The organism is Streptomyces atroolivaceus, assembly GCF_000717025.1.
Taxonomy (GTDB): domain Bacteria; phylum Actinomycetota; class Actinomycetes; order Streptomycetales; family Streptomycetaceae; genus Streptomyces; species Streptomyces atroolivaceus.
The window spans coordinates 1-19,301 of the sequence record NZ_JNXG01000020.1; the positions used below are offsets into that span (position 1 = coordinate 1).

The window sequence follows — 19,301 nt, forward strand, 5'->3', positions numbered from 1 at the left end:
ACCCGGAAGCTAAGCCTTTCAGCGCCGATGGTACTGCAGGGGGGACCCTGTGGGAGAGTAGGACGCCGCCGAACAATTATTCCGGGAAAGCCCCGTGCCTTTGTGGCATGGGGCTTTTCTGCGTTCTGCTGCCCGAATCACGCGCGAGCCCGGTCGGCTCGCGGAGGCGGAACGGCCGGGTGTTCCCGGCCAAGCGGAGGCCGGCCGCAGCGTCGGTAGAACTCGGAACTGCTGGTTTTGAGCACCCCCGGGTTCAGGGTATGCTTTATCTCGTTGCCGCAAGGCAGCAGGCCCCAATAGCTCAGTCGGTAGAGCGTCTCCATGGTAAGGAGAAGGTCTGCGGTTCGATTCCGCATTGGGGCTCAGTACGGAAGAAGGCCCCCGCCTCAGGCGGGGGCCTCTTTCTTTTCATGTGACACCAGAGGGCGCCGTGCTCTGACCGTCGGTGCCACGAGGATCCATCTGATCGACGTCCTCAGCGACCTCTAGGCCGCGGCAGGGCGCGCCACACGGTAGCGGAGGTAGACAAACTTCGAGCTGAAGGTGCGGGTCTCGACGAGTTCGAGGCCCACCCGGCGCTCGTGCCGGGGAAAGAACGGAATGCCGCCGCCGACCAGCACCGGGTGGACCATGGCCCTGTATTCGTCGATCAGTCCCGACGCGGCCGCCTCGTCGGCGAGCGTCGCGCCGCCGATCGCGATATCGCCTTCTCCAGGCTCGGTTCGCGCCCGCTCGATCTCTTCCGCCAGGCCGCCGGATGCCAGGCGGGCATTGCCCTGCACCGCAGACAGGGTGGTGGAGAACACCACCTTCGGGAGCGGCTTCCAGAGCGAGGTCCACTCACGCATCGAGTCGTCGAGCGACGGATCCTGGTCGGCGGTCTCCCAGTACAGCATCGTCTCGTACAGCCGTCGCCCCAACAGGTGGACGCCGACCTCCCGGATCTCGTCGATCCAGAAGCGGAAGACCTCCTCGTCGGGCGCCGTCCAGTCGAAGTCGCCGTCCGGCCCGACGATGTAGCCGTCAAGTGAGACGCTCATCGAGTAAGTCACGCTACGCATCAGAATTCCTCCTCGGGAACACGTGCGACATTACGACCGCCGACCGCCGCAGCACTTATCGCGACTCGCGGCATCGCCTCAGTTCTCCCGTCCGGACGTTCTCAGATCCAGTTCGTCCATCCGAAGGTGAGGAGATAGGCCCGACGCACCCCGTCCGGACCTCGGACGCCCCGCAGGGTCATGACCGCGTGGGCGACGAGGAACAGGGCGGTGAAGGCTCCAGCCACGAGAAGACCCGGCACCGGCCCGGCTGACAAGCCCACGGTCACAGAGGCGACGGTGACGATCCCCAGGCCGAAGTGTGCTGCGGGCAGGGCGGCCTTGTTCGCTTCTCGCCACGCCTTCCGGGATTCCCGTATGCCGGAGTCGTAGCGCTCACGCGCCGCTTTCGGGTCGGCGGACGGCCCCTCGGGCCAACGTTCCACGATCGTCCTCCGCTCTGCGGGACAGGGAAACTGACAATAGCGCCGGAGCGGTGCTGCCCTCAGTGATCGGCCCGAGCGGATGTCTGCTCCGGCCACTCGGTTCCAGGAACCGCACTTGATAGGCAAGTCTATGCTTGCCTATGGTGTCGTCCATGGCGGATGATGTCTTCAAGGCTCTGGCCGACCCCACCCGTCGGCGCATTCTCGACGAGCTGGTGGACCGTGACGGCCAGACGTTGTTCGAGATCTGCGCACGGCTGGTGACCAAGCACGGTCTGGGGCTGTCCCGTCAGGCGATCAGTCAGCACCTGGCCGTACTGGAGTCCGCGGACCTGGTCCGTTCGCGGCGCCAGGGCCGCTACAAGTTCCACGACCTGAACACCGAACCCCTTGAGCGCGTCGTGACGCGATGGCTCAGGCCCGGAACACCGGAGAGCACGCCATGAAGATCCACCTTTCCAGCGTCTTCGTCGATGATCAGGACAAGGCTCTCCGCTTCTATACGGAGGTGCTGGGCTTCGTGAAGAAGACCGAGGTTCCGCTGGGGGACGACCGGTGGCTGACCGTGGTCTCTCCCGAGGACCCCGACGGGACCGAACTGCTGCTGGAGCCCGACGGCCACCCCGCGGTGAAGCCCTACAAGACGGCGCTGGTCGAGGACGGCATCCCGGCCGCGTCCTTCGCCGTGGACGACGTGCCCGCCGAGTTCGCCCGGCTCCGTGAGCTCGGTGTGCGGTTCACCCAGGAGCCGCTGGAGATGGGCCCGGTCACCACTGCGGTCCTGGACGACACCTGCGGCAACCTGATCCAGATCGTGCACAGCAAGTAGGCCCGGCGCGGGCGGCAGCTGTCCCGTGGCTGTCACACCGGTCGGTGCCGGCGTCCGTAGGCGGTGCCGCTCGTCAGGCGGCACCGCCTACGGTGCTGAGCTCGGCCGGACCCACGAGCCGTTCGATCGGTGCACGTCTCAGAGGCTGTGCGGCTCCGGGACACGCATGGCGAGGATCGCCATGTCATCGGATGCGGGCTCCGCGGCGAAGCGCTCGACGGCGCGAAGGATGCGCCCCGCGACCGCGCCGGCCGTCAGGCCCGTACACACGGCGAGGACGTCGGCGAGCCCGTCGTCACCCAGCATGCGGGTTCCCTCCCGGCGTTCGGTCACTCCGTCGGTCACACACAGGAGCACGTCGCCGGGCTCCAGCGTGACCTCCTGCTCGTACAGCTCGAGGTCCTCGATGACGCCGAGCAGCGGCTGGGGCTCGGCTGCTGCTTCCACGGAGCCGTCCTGGCGCAGACGCAGGGGGAGGGGGTGGCCGGCGCAGACCACCTTCAGGAGGGCGCTTCCGTCCTCCTGGGGCCACAACTCCCCGTAGAGCAGGGTGAGGAAGCGGCTGCGGGCTCCCTCGTCCAGGATGGCGGCGTTGAGCCGCTCCAGTACCGCGGGGCCGCTGAACCCCTCACGGGCCAGCAGGCGCAGGGCGTGCCGGGCGAGGCCGGTGACGGCTGCCGCCTCCGGGCCGGTACCGCAGACGTCACCGATGGCGAAGCCGTAGGCGCCGTCGCGGATGGGGAAGACGTCGTAGAAGTCGCCGCCGACCTCGTTGCCCTCGCCCGCCGCACGGTAGATGACCTCGATCTCGACGTTGGGCACGTCGGGCAGGCCGGGCGGCAGAAGACTGCGCTGGAGCGACTGACTGATGGCCATGCGCTCCGAGTACAGGCGGGCGTTGTCCAGGGCCAGAGCGGCCCGCCGGGACAGGTCCTCGGCCAGCTCCAGGATCTCCTGGCGGAAATGCTCGTCCGACGGCTTGCCGAGCGTGAGCATGCCGATCACGCGGTTCCTCGCCACCAGCGGCAGTACCACCGTCTCCCCTCCCACGGCGGCCGCCGTGGCCAGGGTGGTGCGGGCGGCCGCCCCCATGCTGAGGGGCGCGTCCCTGCCCAGCGTCCGCTTGGACGTGCGAAGGGCGGCCTGGTGCCCGGCTTCCGTCGGTGCCGGCCAGAGCCGGGCACCAGGGGCCGGGACGGGATCCGGCGGGTCGATGGAGGAGAGCAGGGCCTTCAGGCCGTCGATGCGCTCCTCGTCCTCGTGGAGGACGTAGGAGAGATACGGCTCCGAGGACTGGTCCGCGATGGTGTACACGGCGCACCAGGTGGCCAGGGTGGGCACGGTCATCTGTGCCATCAGCGCCAGTGTCTGGTCCCTGTCCAGTGTTCCGGCCAGCAGGTCCGACGCCTCGACGAGGAAGGACAGTGAGCCGCGGCGCAGGCGTTCCAGCTCGCCGAGCCTGGCCGACTCGACGGCCAGCGCGATGCGGTCCGCGGCGAACTGCAGGCGCAGGGCCTCCTCGTTCGAATACCGCCCGGCCGCTTCGGCAGCGACCCCGAGGGAGCCGGTGAGGCGGCCCTCGACCTTGAGGGGGACCGTGACGACCGAGCGCATCCCGGTGTCACTGAGCAGCGGCACGGCGCCGGGTACGACCGTGAGGTCCTCGTGGACGGCGGGCATGCGAGCGGAACCGTAGCGGCCCGTGCCGGCCTCCACAGGGACCCGTGCGAAGCGCTGGCGGGCCGACGGAAGGCCGGTGGTCGCGCGGACCTCGAGTTCGGTCTCGTCGTCGGTGGCCAGCAGCAGGAAGGCGGCGTCGGCGTCCAGCATGTCGCGGGCCCGTTCGACCGTGCGCTGCAGCAGTCCGTCGAGGTCGTCGGGGGCGGGGGAGCCGATGAAGATTTCGAACGGGTCCGTACTGCGGTTCTCTGCCGAGGTGTCGGAGACGGGCGCGCGGACCGGGGTCTGGAGCACGGCGCGTTCGTAGTCGCGCACGAGGAGGCAGACGGTGGAGGGTTCGCCGTCGGCGTCGCGGACTCTGAGGTGCGAGCCGTACACCGGGATGACGCGGCCGTCTGCGCCGCGGATCCCGTAGCTGCCCTCCCACCGGGAGAGCCGCAGTGCTTCGGCGATACCGGTGTTGGTGCCCGGGGTGTGCGGCCACGCGACGAAGTCGGTGAACTGCTTGCCGTCGACCTTCTCCGCGGCGTACCCGAAGAGGAAGGAGGCGTCGTCGTTCCACGCGGCGATGGATCCGGAACCGTCGATCTGGACGACGGCCACCCGTACACGCTGTTCCGCCACCGGCAGGAGAGCGGTGGGCAGCACCGGACTCGCCGAGCGGACACCCACGGGGCGTTCGGGGAGGTCGAGCTGGAACCAGACGTGTTTGTGCGTCGGGGTGTACTCGACTCCCCAGCGGGAGGCGAGAGCCGCGCAGAGCAGCAGACCACGGCCGCCCTCACGGTCCGGGCTGCCGAAGTCGAGGCCGGAGCTCTGCAGCGGGACCTCGCGCTCCGGATAGTGGTCGGAGACCTCGACGCGGACGCCGTCCTCGGTGCGCAGGCAGAGCACATCTGCGGCCGTGCCCGCGTGCACGACCGCGTTGGTCACGAGTTCACTGGTAAGAACGACGGCGTCGTCAACGACGTCGGTGTAACCCCACCCCTGAAGGGTGTCGCGGACGAACGCGCGGGCGGTCGCGACCGAGCGTCCGACCGGATCGAAGGTGGCAGCCGCGCGCGCGGTGATCACAGCACTCCCCATATGGTGTCTCGTCGCTTCCCCGAGTCCTGTGCCCGTATATCGCCGCTTCGATTCGCCTGCCAGGCTAGACGCTCGCCAGGTGCCGCGGGTACACGAGGGCAGACTTGTGCACGCGGGACGCCCGCCGGTCGTGCGCCGGGCGCACAACTATGGGCTCCCCGGTGAGGGAAATGGGACGACCATGAGACTTTCCCCGGCCGCCCCTTCCGGCCTGGTACGTTTCAACGATTTGACGACCGCATAGTCACCCGTTGACGGTGTGCTGTGGCGGTGAGCCAAAGTGGAACCGGGCAAGCTTCCGATAACGGCCCGAGCGATACGGTCAACCCCTGCGGGAGGGACACGGTGGAGTCTGGCGTGGCGGCGCGGGGTTCAGGAACGCGCACAAAAGGCGGGCAGTCCGTGAAAAAGCAGCGCAATGGGACCATCGACGTGGACGCGGCAGCTCTGAACAGACTGCTCGCGGCCCTCGTGGCGATGCGGGACGGCAACTTCCGCAGGCGGCTCACCGTCTCCGGCGACGGCGTACTCACGGAGATCGCCGCGGTCTTCAACGAGGTGGCCGACCGCAATCTGCACCTGACGGGCGAGCTCGCCCGTGTGCGGCGTGTGGTCGGGCGCGAGGGGAAGCTCACCGAGCGCCTGGAGACCGGCGCGTGCGAGGGCTCATGGGCTGCCGCGATCGACGCCTCGAACGAGCTCGTCGACGACCTGGCGCGACCCGTTTCCGAAGTCGGACGGGTACTTTCCGCGGTCGCGGACGGTGATCTCGAGCAGCGGATGGAACTGCGCACCCACGCCGCGGACGAGACCGTACGCCCGCTGCGCGGGGAGTTCCTCAAGGTCGCCCGCACGGTCAACAACCTCGTCGACCAGCTGTCGGCATTCACCGAACAGGTGACGCGGGTCGCGGTCGAGGTGGGGACCGAGGGCAAGCTGGGCGGACAGGCCCAGGTACGCGGCATGTCCGGGTCCTGGAAGGACCTCACGGACTCCGTGAACACCATGGCCTACCGGCTCACCGCACAGGTGCGCGACATCGCACTGGTGACGACGGCAGTGGCCAAGGGCGACCTGTCCCGGAAGGTCACCGTCCATGTGGCCGGTGAGATGCTCCAGCTGAAGAACACCGTCAACACGATGGTGGACCAGCTGTCGTCGTTCTCCTCGGAGGTGACCCGGGTCGCCCGTGAGGTGGGGACCGAGGGCGAACTGGGAGGGCAGGCGACGGTTCCGGGGGTGGCGGGGGTCTGGAAGGACCTCACCGACTCCGTCAACACGATGGCGGGCAACCTCACGTCGCAGGTGCGGGGCATCGCCGAGGTGACGACGGCAGTCGCCAACGGAGACCTGTCCCAGAAGGTCACGGTGAGCGCCCGCGGCGAGGTCGCGCAGCTCGCCGAGACGATCAACCAGATGACCGAGACGCTGCGCACCTTCGCGGACGAGGTCACACGCGTGGCGAGCGAGGTCGGTGGCGAGGGTCTGCTCGGTGGCCAGGCTCAGGTGCCGGGTGCCGCGGGCACCTGGAAGGACCTCACCGATTCGGTGAACACGGTCTTCCGGAACCTGACGACGCAGGTGCGTGACATCGCGCAGGTCACCACCGCCGTGGCCAGCGGGGACATGACGCAGAAGGTCACCGTCGACGTGGCCGGCGAGATGCTGGAGCTGAAGAACACCGTCAACACGATGGTGGACCAGCTCCAGGCCTTCGGTTCGGAGGTGACCCGGGTCGCCCGGGAGGTCGGTGTCGAAGGCCGTCTCGGCGGCCAGGCAGAGGTGCCGGGTGCGGCGGGCACCTGGAAGGACCTCACCGATTCGGTGAACACCGCCTTCCGTAACCTCACGGGCCAGGTGCGTGACATCGCGCAGGTGACGACGGCCGTCGCCAACGGCGACCTGTCGCAGAAGGTCACCGTCGATGTGGCCGGCGAGATGCTGGAGCTGAAGAACACCGTCAACACCATGGTGGCGCAGCTGTCCAACTTCGCCGACCAGGTGACGCGGATGGCCCGTGACGTGGGCACGGAGGGCCGCCTGGGCGGTCAGGCACGCGTCGACGGTGTCTCCGGTACGTGGAAGGAGCTCACCGACTCCGTCAACTTCATGGCCGGGAACCTGACCTCGCAGGTACGCCAGATCGCCCAGGTGACCACGGCGGTGGCGCGGGGTGACCTGTCGCAGAAGATCGACGTGGACGCCAGGGGCGAGATCCTGGAGCTGAAGAACACCATCAACACGATGGTCGACCAGCTCTCCGCCTTCGCCGACCAGGTGACCCGGGTGGCCCGCGAGGTGGGCACCGACGGCCGTCTCGGCGGCCAGGCCCAGGTCCCGGGTGTGGCAGGTGTGTGGCGCGACCTGACCGACTCGGTGAACGGCATGGCCGGGAACTTCACCGCCCAGGTCCGCAACATCGCGCAGGTCGCCACGGCGGTGGCGCGGGGTGACCTGTCGCAGAAGATCGACGTGGACGCCAGGGGCGAGATCCTGGAGCTGAAGAACACTCTCAACACCATGGTCGACCAGCTCTCGAACTTCGCGGAGCAGGTGACCCGGGTCGCCCGCGAGGTGGGTACGGAGGGCATCCTCGGCGGGCAGGCGGAGGTCCAGGGCGTCTCCGGTACGTGGAAGGACCTCACCCAGTCCGTCAACGGCATGGCGAACAACCTGACCCTCCAGGTGCGCAACATCGCCGAGGTGACCACCGCGGTCGCGAAGGGTGATCTCTCCAAGAAGATCACCGTCGACGCCAAGGGCGAGATCCTCGAACTGGTGACGACGGTCAACACGATGGTCGACCAGCTGCTCAACTTCGCCGACGAGGTGACGAGGGTCGCCCGCGAGGTGGGTACCGAGGGCATCCTCGGCGGGCAGGCCCGGGTGCGCGGTGCGACGGGCATCTGGAAGGACCTCAGCGACAACGTCAACCTGATGGCCAACAACCTGACCAGCCAGGTGCGCAACATCTCCAGGGTCTCGTCCGCGGTCGCCAACGGAGACCTGACGAAGAAGGTGACGGTCGAGGCGCGCGGCGAGGTCGCCGAACTCGCCGACACCGTCAACACGATGGTGACGACGCTGTCCTCGTTCGCGGACGAGGTGACCCGGGTGGCGCGCGAGGTGGGCACCGAGGGGGAGCTGGGCGGCCAGGCGCGCGTCCCGGGCGTCTCGGGCACCTGGAAGGACCTCACCGAGTCGGTGAACTCGATGGCGTCGAACCTGACCGGGCAGGTGCGCCAGATCGCCACGGTCACCACCGCCATCGCCAAGGGCGATCTCACCAAGAAGATCGACATCGATGCGCGCGGTGAGATCCAGGAGCTGAAGAACACCATCAACACGATGGTCGACCAGCTCTCCTCGTTCGCCGAGCAGGTGACCCGGGTGGCCCGTGAGGTGGGTACCGAGGGGCAGCTGGGCGGGCAGGCCCGGGTCCGGGACGTCGACGGCACCTGGCGTGACCTCACCGAGTCGGTGAACGAGATGGCAGGGAACCTGACCCGCCAGGTACGCGCGATCGCGGCCGTCGCCACCGCGGTGACGCGGGGCGACCTGAATCTCAAGATCGACGTCGACGCGGCCGGCGAGATCCAGGTCCTGCAGGACAACATCAATACGATGATCGCCAATCTGCGCGACACCACGCTCGCCAACAAGGAGCAGGACTGGCTCAAGGGAAATCTCGCCCGGATCTCCGGCCTGATGCAGGGCCGCCGCGATCTGGACGACGTCGCCTCGCTGATCATGAGCGAGCTGACGCCCGTGGTCTCCGCCCAGCACGGGGCGTTCTTCCTGGCCATGACCACCGGCGACGGTGACGAGGTCGGGTCGGACGCCGGCAACGAGGGCTCGTACGAGCTGCGCATGCGCGGCAGCTACGGCTATTCGGCGGGCTCCATGCCGACCTCCTTCCGGCCCGGTGAGACGCTCATCGGCACGGCGGCCGAGGAGAAGCGGACGATCCAGGTGGACAACGTGCCACCTGGTTATCTGAAGATCTCCTCGGGACTCGGTGAGGCGCCGCCCGCACATGTGATCGTGCTGCCGGTGCTCTTCGAGGGCCAGGTGCTCGGTGTCATCGAACTGGCCTCCTTCCAGCCGTTCACACACATTCAGCGGGACTTCCTCAACCAGCTCGCCGAGATGATCGCCACGAGCGTCAACACCATCAGCGTCAACACGAAGACCGAGAAGCTCCTCGAGCAGTCCCAGGAGCTCACCGAGCAGCTGCGCGACCGTTCGCAGGAGCTGGAGAACCGGCAGAAGGCGCTGCAGGCCTCCAACGCCGAGCTGGAGGAGAAGGCCGAACTGCTCGCCCAGCAGAACCGCGACATCGAGGTGAAGAACACCGAGATCGAGGAGGCGCGCCAGGTCCTGGAGGAGCGCGCCGAGCAGCTCGCCGTCTCGATGCGCTACAAGTCCGAGTTCCTGGCCAACATGTCGCACGAGCTGCGTACGCCGCTCAACTCGCTGCTCATCCTGGCCAAGCTCCTCGCGGACAACGCCGAGGGCAACCTCTCGCCGAAGCAGGTGGAGTTCGCCGAGACGATCCACGGGGCGGGTTCCGACCTGCTCCAGCTGATCAACGACATCCTGGACCTCTCCAAGGTCGAGGCGGGCAAGATGGACGTCAGCCCGACCAGGATCGCCCTGGTGCAGCTGGTCGACTACGTGGAGGCGACGTTCCGGCCGCTCACCGCGGAGAAGGGGCTCGACTTCTCCGTCCGGGTGTCCCCGGAGCTCCCCGCCACCCTGCACACGGACGAGCAGCGGCTGCTGCAGGTGCTGCGCAACCTCCTGTCCAACGCGGTGAAGTTCACCGACAGCGGCGCCGTGGAGCTGGTCATCCGGCCCGCCGGGGCGGATGTGCCGAACGCCATCAGGGAGCACCTGCTGGAGGCCGGCTCGCTGCGTGACGCCGACGGCGACCTGATCGCCTTCTCGGTCACCGACACCGGAATCGGTATCGCGTCGAGCAAGATGCTGGTGATCTTCGAGGCGTTCAAGCAGGCGGACGGCACGACCAGCCGCAAGTACGGGGGAACCGGCCTCGGTCTCTCCATCAGCCGGGAGATCGCCCGGCTGCTGGGCGGCGAGATCCACGCGGCGAGCGAGCCGGGGCGTGGCTCGACCTTCACGCTGTACCTGCCCCTGCACCCGAGCGAGCTGCCTCCGCAGGGCTATCCGCAGACGGGGCCCGGCCCCATCGAGGTCCACGCGAGTTCCGCCGAGGGTGCCCTGCGCCTGGAGGCTCCACAGGGCGCCGGTGCCGAGCAGCGCCTGGGTGATCCCGCCAACTCCGCCGGCGTGTTCCGGCGGCGCCGCAAGGCCCTGGGGGGAGCGGCGCAGCGTCCCGCCCTGGCGAACGGCAGGTCCGGGGAGGAGGCCGCGGCGCCCGAGGCGCCCGAGGGGTGGGTACAGAGCCCGCAGGAGGAGCCGGAACCCCGCCGGACGTTCCGCTTCCACGGGGAGAAGGTACTGATCGTCGACGACGACATCCGCAATGTCTTCGCCCTCACCAGCGTGCTGGAGCAGCACGGGCTGTCGGTGCTGTACGCGGAGAACGGGCGCGAGGGGATCGAAGTCCTCGAGCAGCACGATGATGTGACGATCGTTCTGATGGACATCATGATGCCCGAGATGGATGGTTACGCGACGACGACGGCGATCCGCCGGATGCCGCAGTTCGCGGGACTTCCGATCGTCGCGCTGACCGCCAAGGCCATGAAGGGCGACCGCGAGAAGGCGATCGACTGCGGAGCCTCCGACTACGTGACCAAGCCGGTCGATTCCGACCATCTGCTCTCGGTGATGGAGAATTGGATGCGCGGAGAGTGACCGGGCGGGGTCCGGGTCGCCGGAATCCGGCAGCAGGCTGTCTCCGGACGGGTGTGAGCATGCGGATTCCGGGGAACCTTCTGTTCCTCGACGGCGTTTTCGCTATGTGCACAGTGACATCGCGGTGACAGGGTGTGGCGACGGGCGGGGTGCGGCTACCATGACCGGCACAAGGACGGACGGCGTAAGGGAGTCGTCCCCTGGGGCGGCACCCGGTGCGATTCCGGGGCGAGGAGGACGGGCCATGGTGCAGAAGGCCAAGATCCTCCTGGTCGATGACCGGCCGGAGAATCTGCTGGCGCTGGAGGCCATCCTCTCTGCGCTCGATCAGACACTGGTACGGGCATCGTCAGGGGAGGAAGCGCTCAAAGCGCTGCTCACGGACGATTTCGCGGTCATCCTGCTGGACGTACAGATGCCCGGCATGGACGGATTCGAGACGGCCGCGCACATCAAGCGGCGGGAGCGGACCCGGGACATCCCGATCATCTTCCTGACCGCGATCAACCACGGTCCGCACCACACCTTCCGTGGTTACGCGGCGGGCGCGGTGGACTACATCTCGAAGCCCTTCGACCCCTGGGTGCTGCGCGCCAAGGTCTCGGTCTTCGTCGAGCTGTACATGAAGAACTGCCAGCTCCGCGAGCAGGCGGCGCTGCTGCGTCTCCAACTCGAAGGCGGCACCCACCAGGGAGCCGACGAGAAGGAACCGGCCGGTCTGCTCGCCGAGCTCTCGGCGCGGCTCGCCGCCGTCGAGGAGCAGGCGGAGGCTCTCTCCAAGCAGTTGGACGACGAGTCGGCGGACGCTGCCGCCGTGGCCACCGCCGCGCATCTCGAGCGCAAGCTCACAGGACTTCGTCGCGCGCTCGACGCGCTGGAGCCCGGTGCGGGCGGTTCCGCGGCCACCCTGCCCTCGCAGGGCTGACCCGCGACGGCTGAAGTCGCGTCAGTTCGGCGCCCGTGCAAGGGCGACACGGACGGGTGAAGCCGTAGGCACACGTGTCCACAGGCGTCGACACCGGTAACCTCAGTCACATGGCCTCACGTACGTCCGGCAAGGGTTCCCTGACTACGGCGGGCACCGCGAAGGGTGCCGGCCGTAGTCAGGGACCGGCGAAGAAAGCCGCGCCCGCCAAGAAGGTCGCGGCGAAGAAGACAGCGCCCGGCAAGAAGGCGCCGCCCAGGAAGGCCGCGGCGAAGAGGGCCGCGCCCAAGCCCGCACCGTCCCCCACCGGGGGCGTGTACCGGTTCGTCCGGGCGATCTGGCTCGGTACCGCGCACGGCGTCGGGGCGGTGTTCCGCTCCATAGGGCGCGGCGCGAAGGGACTTGACCCGGCACACCGCAAGGACGGGCTCGCGCTGCTGCTCCTCGGCCTCGCGCTGGTCGTGGCGGCGGGCACCTGGTCGCGTCTGCAGGGGCCCGTCGGCGATCTCGTCGAGATGCTCGTGACGGGGGCGTTCGGCCGGCTCGATCTGCTGGTCCCGATACTGCTGGGCGCCGTCGCCGTACGGCTGATCCTCTATCCGGAGAAGCCAGAGGCCAACGGCCGTATCGTCATCGGGCTCTCCGCTCTCGTCATCGGCGTGCTCGGGCAGGTCCACATCGCCTGCGGCTCACCGGGCCGTGAGGACGGCACCGGCGCCATGCAGGATGCGGGAGGTCTCATCGGATGGGGTGCTTCCCAGCCGCTCGTCTTCATGATGGGCGAGGTCCTGGCGGTCCCGCTGCTTCTTCTGCTGACGGTCTTCGGGCTGTTGGTCGTCACCGCGACCCCGGTCAACGCCATTCCCCGGCGTCTGAGGCAGCTCGGCGTCAGGCTCGGCATCGTCGACCCGGTGTACGTGCCGGGCGAGGAGGACGGGAGCGACGACGAGCGGTACGACGAGCAGTGGCGCGAAGCGCTGCCCGAGCGCTCGCGGCGTTCCTCGGCGCGACGTCCGGAGCCGGACGCCGAATACGACCTGGATCACGCCGAGGGGGCGGCGCCGGCCAAGCGGCGCCGGACCCGCAGGCCGTCCGCCCAGCCTGCGATGAACCGGCCCATGGACGCGGTCGACGTCGCGGCCGCCGCGGCCGCGGCGCTCGACGGGGCCGTGCTGAACGGCATGCCGCCGTCGCCCGTCGTCGCCGATCTCACCCAGGGCGTGTCCGCGGACAGGGAGCGGGAACGGACCGCCACCCCGGTTCCCGGGGCGCGGTCGGCCGAGAAGCCACCGTCGGGCCACGGGGGCGCGGAGAAGAGCACCTCCGCCTCCGGTGGAGTCCCCGACCTGACGAAGCCCGTCCCCGAGCGGTCCGAGTCGCTGCCCGCGCGGGCGGAACAGCTGCAGCTCTCCGGCGACATCACCTACTCGCTCCCCTCGCTGGACCTGCTGGAGCGCGGGGGCCCCGGCAAGACGCGGAGCGCGGCCAACGACGCGGTCGTCGCCTCACTGACCAACGTCTTCACGGAGTTCAAGGTCGACGCGTCCGTCACCGGCTTCACCCGCGGCCCGACCGTCACCCGGTACGAGGTGGAGCTCGGCCCCGCCGTCAAGGTCGAGCGGATCACCGCCCTCACCAAGAACATCGCGTACGCCGTCGCCAGCCCGGACGTCCGGATCATCTCCCCGATCCCCGGCAAGTCCGCCGTCGGTATCGAAATCCCCAACTCCGACCGGGAGATGGTCAACCTCGGCGACGTCCTGCGCCTCGCGGACGCGGCCGAGGACGACCACCCCATGCTGGTGGCACTCGGCAAGAACGTCGAGGGCGGTTACGAGATGGCCAACCTGGCGAACATGCCGCACGTCCTGGTCGCCGGTGCCACCGGTTCCGGCAAGTCCTCCTGCATCAACTGTCTGATCACATCGGTCATGGTGCGGGCGACTCCGGACGACGTGCGGATGGTGCTCGTGGACCCGAAGCGGGTCGAGCTCACCGCCTACGAGGGCATTCCGCACCTGATCACGCCCATCATCACCAACCCGAAGAAGGCCGCCGAGGCACTGCAGTGGGTCGTGCGGGAGATGGATCTGCGCTACGACGACCTCGCGGCCTACGGCTTCCGCCACATCGACGACTTCAACCACGCGGTACGCACCGGCAAGGCCAAGGCACCCGAAGGCAGCGAGCGGGAGCTCTCGCCCTACCCCTACCTGCTGGTCATCGTCGACGAGCTCGCGGACCTCATGATGGTGGCCCCGCGCGACGTCGAGGACTCCATCGTCCGCATCACCCAACTGGCACGCGCCGCCGGCATCCACCTGGTGCTCGCCACGCAGCGACCCTCGGTCGATGTCGTGACCGGCCTGATCAAGGCCAACGTGCCCTCCCGCCTCGCTTTCGCGACCTCGTCGCTCGCGGACAGCCGGGTCATCCTCGACCAGCCCGGTGCCGAAAAGCTCATCGGAAAGGGTGACGGTCTGTTCCTGCCGATGGGGGCGAACAAGCCGACCCGTATGCAGGGGGCCTTCGTCACGGAGGGCGAGGTCGCGGCTGTCGTCCAGCACTGCAAGGATCAGATGGCGCCGGTCTTCCGTGAGGACGTGGTGGTCGGCACGAAACAGAAGAAGGAGATCGACGAGGACATCGGCGACGATCTCGATCTGCTCTGTCAGGCGGCCGAACTCGTCGTGTCCACGCAGTTCGGTTCCACATCGATGCTCCAGCGCAAGCTGCGGGTCGGCTTCGCGAAGGCCGGTCGGCTGATGGACCTGATGGAGTCGCGCAACATCGTGGGTCCCAGCGAGGGTTCCAAGGCCCGCGATGTCATGGTGAAGGCGGACGAACTCGACGGTGTGCTGGCCGTCATTCGCGGGGAAACCGCTCCGTAGAGTTTTGCGGGCAACCGTTTCGCCCGGCCGTACGTCAAGTTGAAGGGAGGAGCAGCGGGATGATCCGTCTTGCTCTCCGTCCTGTGTCCTGCCCGAGGGGCTGCCCGGCGAACCCGATGGCGTACAAAGTCGTCGCTCCCAGTTGCCCCACCCTTTCGTACCACCCCTAGACTGAACATCCAGCAGGTGGCTCACGCTCGAAAGGCGCCCCCGTGTCCATCGGCAACTCCCCCGAAGACGACCGGCCTTCGATCGGTCGCGCGCTTCAGCAGGCTCGTATCGCCGCAGGTCTGACGGTCGAGGAAGTCAGCAGCTCCACCCGGGTGCGCATGCCCATCGTGCACGCGATCGAGGAGGACGACTTCTCCCGCTGCGGCGGCGACGTGTACGCCCGCGGCCACATCCGTATGCTCGCCCACGCCGTCCGGCTCGACCCCGGCCCGCTGATCGCGGAGTTCGACGCCGAGCACGGCGGCGGCCCCGCACCCACACCCGCGGCGCCGCTGTTCGAGGCGGAGCGGATCCGCTCCGAACCCCGTCGGCCCAACTGGACCGCGGCCATGGTCGCCGCGATCGTCGCCGTGGTCGGCTTCGTCGGCTTCACGCTCTTCAGCGGCGAGGACGAGGGGTCGGGCTCGGCGCAGGTCGCCGAAGGCTCGACACCCGACAAGACCACTCCCGAGCCCACCGCCACCAAGACCGCCGACCCCAAGCCCGCTCCCTCCGAAAGCGCGATCGCCGCAGCCCCGCTGGACAAGGTGACGGTCAGGCTGAGCGCCACCGAGGGCAAGAGCTGGATTTCCGCCAAGGATCACAACGGGCGGCTGCTCTTCGACGGCCTGCTGGCACAGGGCGACTCCAAGACCTTCCAGGACAAGGAGCGGGTCGACCTCGTGCTGGGGGACGCCGGAGTGATCGATCTCTTCGTGAACGGCAAGAAGGTCGATGATCAGTTCGAGTCGGGTCAGGTCGAACGGCTTTCGTACACCAAGGGTGACCCCGAGGTCGGCTGACCTCTCCGCGCCCTGCTTTCCCGACTCTTCCGACGGTGAGTGCCCGGCAGTCCTGCCGGGCACTCACCGTCGGCGTTTCCCCCGTGCTCCCTCCATTTCACCGACTGTTCGGTCACTCCCCGTAGCGTCCAACCCTGCTCGGCAGGGCGAGGGCCGGGACAAAGTAGTCTTGGGCCCATGCCCGAACGCCGTACCGTCGCCCTTGTCACTCTTGGCTGCGCCCGTAACGAGGTGGACTCGGAGGAGCTCGCAGGCCGCTTGGCAGCGGACGGCTGGGAGCTCGTCGAGAACGCCACGGACGCGGATGTCGCCGTCGTCAACACCTGTGGATTCGTCGAGGCCGCCAAAAAGGACTCCGTCGATGCCCTGCTCGAAGCCAACGATCTGAAGGACCACGGCAGAACCCAGGCCGTCGTGGCCGTCGGGTGCATGGCCGAGCGCTACGGCAAGGACCTCGCCGAGGCGCTGCCGGAAGCGGACGGGGTCCTCGGCTTCGACGACTACGCCGACATCTCCGACCGCCTGCAGACCATCCTCAACGGCGGCATCCACGCCTCCCACACCCCACGTGACCGACGCAAGCTGCTCCCGATCAGCCCGGCCGAACGGCAGGACGCCGCCGTCGCGCTGCCCGGCCACGCCCAGGAGATCACGCCGGCTCCCGCAGACCTGCCGGAAGGCGTCGCCCCGGTCTCAGGTCCGCGGGCACCGCTGCGCCGCAGGCTGGGTACGAGCCCGGTCGCCTCCGTGAAGCTCGCCTCGGGCTGCGACCGGCGCTGCTCGTTCTGCGCCATCCCGTCCTTCCGCGGCTCGTTCATCTCGCGGCGTCCCTCCGACGTCCTGGGGGAGACCCGCTGGCTCGCCGAGCAGGGCGTCAAGGAGGTCATGCTCGTATCCGAGAACAACACCTCGTACGGCAAGGACCTCGGGGACATCAGGCTCCTGGAGACCCTGCTGCCCGAGCTCGCCGAGGTCGACGGGATCGAGCGGATCCGCGTCAGCTATCTGCAGCCCGCCGAGATGCGGCCGGGGCTGATCGACGTACTCACCTCGACGCCCAAGGTCGCCCCTTACTTCGATCTCTCCTTCCAGCACTCCGCCCCCGGGGTCCTGCGCGCGATGCGGCGGTTCGGTGACACGGACCGCTTCCTCGAACTCCTGGACACCATTCGGTCGAAGGCGCCGCAGGCCGGTGCGCGCTCCAACTTCATCGTGGGATTCCCCGGTGAGACGGAGGCCGACCTCGCCGAGCTGGAACGCTTCCTCACCGGCGCCCGCCTGGACGCCATCGGGGTCTTCGGCTACTCCGACGAGGAGGGCACCGAGGCGGTCGGTTACGAGAACAAGCTGGACGCGGACGTCATCGCCGAGCGCCTCGCGCACATCTCGCAGCTCGCCGAGGAGCTGACCTCGCAGCGCGCCGAGGAGCGGGTGGGCGAAACACTTCAGGTCCTCGTCGAGTCCGTGGAGTCGGACGAGGACGGGCCCGTGGCGGTGGGCCGAGCCGCCCACCAGGCGCCGGAAACGGACGGCCAGGTCGTCTTCACCGCACGCGAAGGGCTTGTGCCGGGCCGTATGGTCGAAGCGAAGGCAGTGGGCACCGAGGGAGTGGACCTCGTGGCCGAACACCACGAGCTTGCGGAGGCAGCCAGATGACGGGAGCCCCGGCATCCGCGGCAGGCGGCTCCGGCGCGACGCCGGCGCCCCGCGGCGGCAAGCTGGGTGCGGCGGCCGTCAACCAGGCCGGCCTGTGGAACATCGCGAACATTCTCACGATGGTGCGGCTGCTGCTCGTCCCGGGCTTCGTCATGCTGCTCCTGCACGACGGGGGCTACGACCCCGTCTGGCGGGCGTTCGCCTGGGCGGCCTTCGCCGTCGCGATGATCACCGATGTGTTCGACGGCCATCTCGCACGTACGTACAACCTGGTCACCGACTTCGGGAAGATCGCCGACCCGATCGCCGACAAGGCGATCATGGGCGCCGCGCTGATCTGCCTGTCCGCGCTCGGAGATCTGCCGTGGTGGATCACCGGCGTGATCCTCTTCCGTGAGCTCGGCATCACACTCATGCGGTTCTGGGTCATCCGGCACTCGGTGATCCCTGCCAGCCGTGGCGGCAAGGTGAAGACCCTGGCCCAGGGCATTGCCGTGGGCATGTACGTCCTGGCGCTGACAGGTCCGCTGGCTACCCTGCGCTTCTGGGTGATGATGGCCGCCGTCGTGCTGACCGTCGTCACGGGCCTCGACTACGTACGCCAGGCCGTCGTGCTGCGCCGCCGCGGGCTGGCCGCTGCGGTGGAAGCGGTCGCGGCCGTCGCTGACGCGAACACCTCCGGCGCGCGGTACGCCGCCGGTGAAACGGGCGGGACGACCGAAGGCGTCGTGGAGCCGGTGGCGGAACCCCTCGTGGAGCCGGTCGGCGAGCGCGTCGCGGGCGGCCGGGGCACCGCGGAGGCGGAGCGGTGACGTCCGCAGCGGCCCAGGTGCTGCGGCTGCTTCAGGAGCGCGGTGAGACGCTCGGGGTCGCCGAGTCCCTCACCGGCGGTCTGGTGGCCGCTGAGCTCACTGCCGTACCCGGAGCCTCTCGGAGCTTCCGCGGGTCCGTCACGGCGTACGCCACGCCCCTGAAGCGGGATGTGCTGGGTGTCGACGGCGCGCTTCTGGCGGAGCGGGGAGCGGTGGACCCGGACGTCGCCCAGGCGATGGCCGTCGGCGTACGCGGGGTTCTCGGCGCGGACTGGGGCGTGTCGACCACCGGGGTCGCGGGTCCTGAGCCGCAGGACGGCAAGCCTGTGGGAACGGTCTTCGTAGCCGTTTCGGGGCCGGGGGGCGCACGGAAAGTCGCCGAGCTGAGGTTGAACGGCGGGCGGGCGGACATCCGTAAGGAGAGTGTACGGAGCCTGCTCGAACTGCTCTCCGGCGAACTCGGCGAAAATGCGAGGGCACAGGATACGGAACAGAACGGGGGGACTTGATGTTTGCAGCCCTTAGTGAACACGACATCGCTCCCCGCACGGCCGCAGCGCAAGGCGGTACGGTGGGGCGTGAAGGATGCGGCTACGCGGTCCGAGGAGGGAGCCACCGATGATTCTGCTCCGTCGCCTGCTTGGTGACGTGCTGCGTCGGCAGCGCCAGCGCCAAGGCCGTACTCTGCGCGAAGTCTCCTCGTCCGCCCGAGTCTCGCTCGGCTATCTCTCCGAGGTGGAGCGGGGGCAGAAGGAGGCATCCTCCGAACTGCTCTCCGCCATTTGCGACGCGCTGGACGTACGGATGTCCGAGCTCATGCGTGAAGTGAGCGATGAACTGTCGCTGGCCGAGCTGGCCGAGTCGGCAGCAGCCAGTGATGCGGTGCCTGTACCAGTACGCCCGATGCTCAACTCCGTCTCTGTTGCGTCGGTCGCCGGCGTACCGACGGGACGGGTGACCATCAAGGCGCCCGCGGAAGCGGTGGACGTCGTCGCCGCCTGACCGCACGGTTCGTGGTGAATGAAGCCCCGGCCGGCCCCTCGAGGGGCCGGCCGGGGCTTTCGCGTATCGCGGTGTGT

13 protein-coding genes, 1 tRNA gene and 1 rRNA gene are annotated in these 19,301 nt (G+C 68.7%); 12 read left to right on the forward strand and 3 right to left on the reverse strand.

The annotated features are described in order from the left end of the window. Both rrf and OO67_RS31135 read left to right on the forward strand, forming a co-directional pair. Positions 1 to 74, forward strand: a 5S ribosomal RNA gene (gene rrf, locus OO67_RS31130); the annotation flags it as partial. Positions 75 to 290: 216 nt separating this feature from the next. Beyond that, positions 291 to 363 (forward strand) — tRNA-Thr (locus tag OO67_RS31135). Positions 364 to 485: 122 nt separating this feature from the next. Here the strand turns inward: OO67_RS31135 and OO67_RS31140 are convergent. Further along, positions 486 to 1,061 carry a dihydrofolate reductase family protein gene (locus OO67_RS31140; protein ID WP_033305149.1) on the reverse strand — a complete coding sequence of 192 codons (576 nt, stop codon included), beginning with the start codon at positions 1,059 to 1,061 and terminating at the stop codon, positions 486 to 488. A gap of 101 nt (positions 1,062 to 1,162) precedes the next feature. Continuing rightward, positions 1,163 to 1,486, reverse strand: a complete 324-nt coding sequence (locus OO67_RS31145) for a hypothetical protein (RefSeq protein ID WP_106972853.1) — start codon at positions 1,484 to 1,486, stop codon at positions 1,163 to 1,165. A 152-nt stretch (positions 1,487 to 1,638) separates the two neighbouring features. On the opposite strand from OO67_RS31145, the gene OO67_RS31150 reads away from it, so the two are divergent. Continuing rightward, positions 1,639 to 1,932 carry an ArsR/SmtB family transcription factor gene (locus OO67_RS31150; protein WP_033305245.1) on the forward strand — a complete coding sequence of 98 codons (294 nt, stop codon included), beginning with the start codon at positions 1,639 to 1,641 and terminating at the stop codon, positions 1,930 to 1,932. Then, positions 1,929 to 2,315 (forward strand): VOC family protein, encoded by a 387-nt coding sequence (locus tag OO67_RS31155; protein WP_033305150.1) that lies wholly within the window; start codon positions 1,929 to 1,931, stop codon positions 2,313 to 2,315. The genes OO67_RS31150 and OO67_RS31155 overlap by 4 nt, the downstream gene beginning before the upstream one ends. Before the next feature lie 138 nt (positions 2,316 to 2,453). Here OO67_RS31155 and OO67_RS31160 read toward each other — a convergent pair whose 3' ends face one another. After that, entirely contained in the window at positions 2,454 to 5,081 is a 2,628-nt protein-coding gene (locus OO67_RS31160) for a SpoIIE family protein phosphatase (RefSeq protein ID WP_425274687.1), read from the reverse strand. 402 nt (positions 5,082 to 5,483) lie between these two features. Between OO67_RS31160 and OO67_RS31165 the strand changes: the two genes are divergently transcribed. The 8 genes from OO67_RS31165 to OO67_RS31200 all read left to right on the forward strand — a co-directional run bounded on the left by OO67_RS31165 (position 5,484) and on the right by OO67_RS31200 (position 19,224). Further along, a complete protein-coding gene (locus tag OO67_RS31165) occupies positions 5,484 to 10,925 on the forward strand; it encodes a HAMP domain-containing protein (RefSeq protein ID WP_033305152.1) in 5,442 nt (1,813 codons plus the stop codon). Positions 10,926 to 11,169: 244 nt separating this feature from the next. After that, positions 11,170 to 11,850: a response regulator gene (locus tag OO67_RS31170; RefSeq protein WP_033305153.1), complete on the forward strand. Its 681-nt coding sequence runs from the start codon at positions 11,170 to 11,172 to the stop codon at positions 11,848 to 11,850. A 110-nt stretch (positions 11,851 to 11,960) separates the two neighbouring features. Continuing rightward, positions 11,961 to 14,741, forward strand: a complete 2,781-nt coding sequence (locus OO67_RS31175) for a DNA translocase FtsK (RefSeq protein WP_051710062.1) — start codon at positions 11,961 to 11,963, stop codon at positions 14,739 to 14,741. A gap of 212 nt (positions 14,742 to 14,953) precedes the next feature. After that, entirely contained in the window at positions 14,954 to 15,754 is an 801-nt protein-coding gene (locus OO67_RS31180) for a helix-turn-helix domain-containing protein (protein ID WP_033305155.1), read from the forward strand. Positions 15,755 to 15,931: 177 nt separating this feature from the next. After that, the gene (gene rimO / locus OO67_RS31185; protein ID WP_033305156.1) at positions 15,932 to 17,410 is read left to right on the forward strand and encodes a 30S ribosomal protein S12 methylthiotransferase RimO; all 1,479 of its coding nucleotides are present in this window, start codon (positions 15,932 to 15,934) and stop codon (positions 17,408 to 17,410) included. After that, positions 17,407 to 18,222, forward strand: a complete 816-nt coding sequence (pgsA, locus tag OO67_RS31190; RefSeq protein WP_033305157.1) for a CDP-diacylglycerol--glycerol-3-phosphate 3-phosphatidyltransferase — start codon at positions 17,407 to 17,409, stop codon at positions 18,220 to 18,222. The genes rimO and pgsA overlap by 4 nt, the downstream gene beginning before the upstream one ends. Further along, a complete protein-coding gene (locus OO67_RS31195; RefSeq protein WP_033305158.1) occupies positions 18,219 to 18,731 on the forward strand; it encodes a CinA family protein in 513 nt (170 codons plus the stop codon). Before pgsA ends, OO67_RS31195 begins: the two co-directional genes overlap by 4 nt. Before the next feature lie 109 nt (positions 18,732 to 18,840). Beyond that, positions 18,841 to 19,224, forward strand: coding sequence for a helix-turn-helix domain-containing protein (locus tag OO67_RS31200; RefSeq protein WP_014153702.1), 384 nt, complete (start codon positions 18,841 to 18,843; stop codon positions 19,222 to 19,224). The last annotated feature ends 77 nt before the right edge of the window (positions 19,225 to 19,301 follow it).

What these genes read in the sequence shown, in the direction of transcription:
- rimO (WP_033305156.1), top strand. Translation starts at nt 15,932, where the DNA reads ATGCCCGAACGCCGTACCGTCGCCCTTGTCACTCTTGGCTGCGCCCGT.
- OO67_RS31200 (WP_014153702.1), top strand. Translation starts at nt 18,841, where the DNA reads ATGATTCTGCTCCGTCGCCTGCTTGGTGACGTGCTGCGTCGGCAGCGC.
- OO67_RS31140 (WP_033305149.1), bottom strand. Translation starts at nt 1,061, where the DNA reads ATGCGTAGCGTGACTTACTCGATGAGCGTCTCACTTGACGGCTACATC.
- pgsA (WP_033305157.1), top strand. Translation starts at nt 17,407, where the DNA reads ATGACGGGAGCCCCGGCATCCGCGGCAGGCGGCTCCGGCGCGACGCCG.
- OO67_RS31170 (WP_033305153.1), top strand. Translation starts at nt 11,170, where the DNA reads ATGGTGCAGAAGGCCAAGATCCTCCTGGTCGATGACCGGCCGGAGAAT.
- OO67_RS31150 (WP_033305245.1), top strand. Translation starts at nt 1,639, where the DNA reads ATGGCGGATGATGTCTTCAAGGCTCTGGCCGACCCCACCCGTCGGCGC.
- OO67_RS31160 (WP_425274687.1), bottom strand. Translation starts at nt 5,081, where the DNA reads ATGGGGAGTGCTGTGATCACCGCGCGCGCGGCTGCCACCTTCGATCCG.
- OO67_RS31155 (WP_033305150.1), top strand. Translation starts at nt 1,929, where the DNA reads ATGAAGATCCACCTTTCCAGCGTCTTCGTCGATGATCAGGACAAGGCT.
- OO67_RS31175 (WP_051710062.1), top strand. Translation starts at nt 11,961, where the DNA reads ATGGCCTCACGTACGTCCGGCAAGGGTTCCCTGACTACGGCGGGCACC.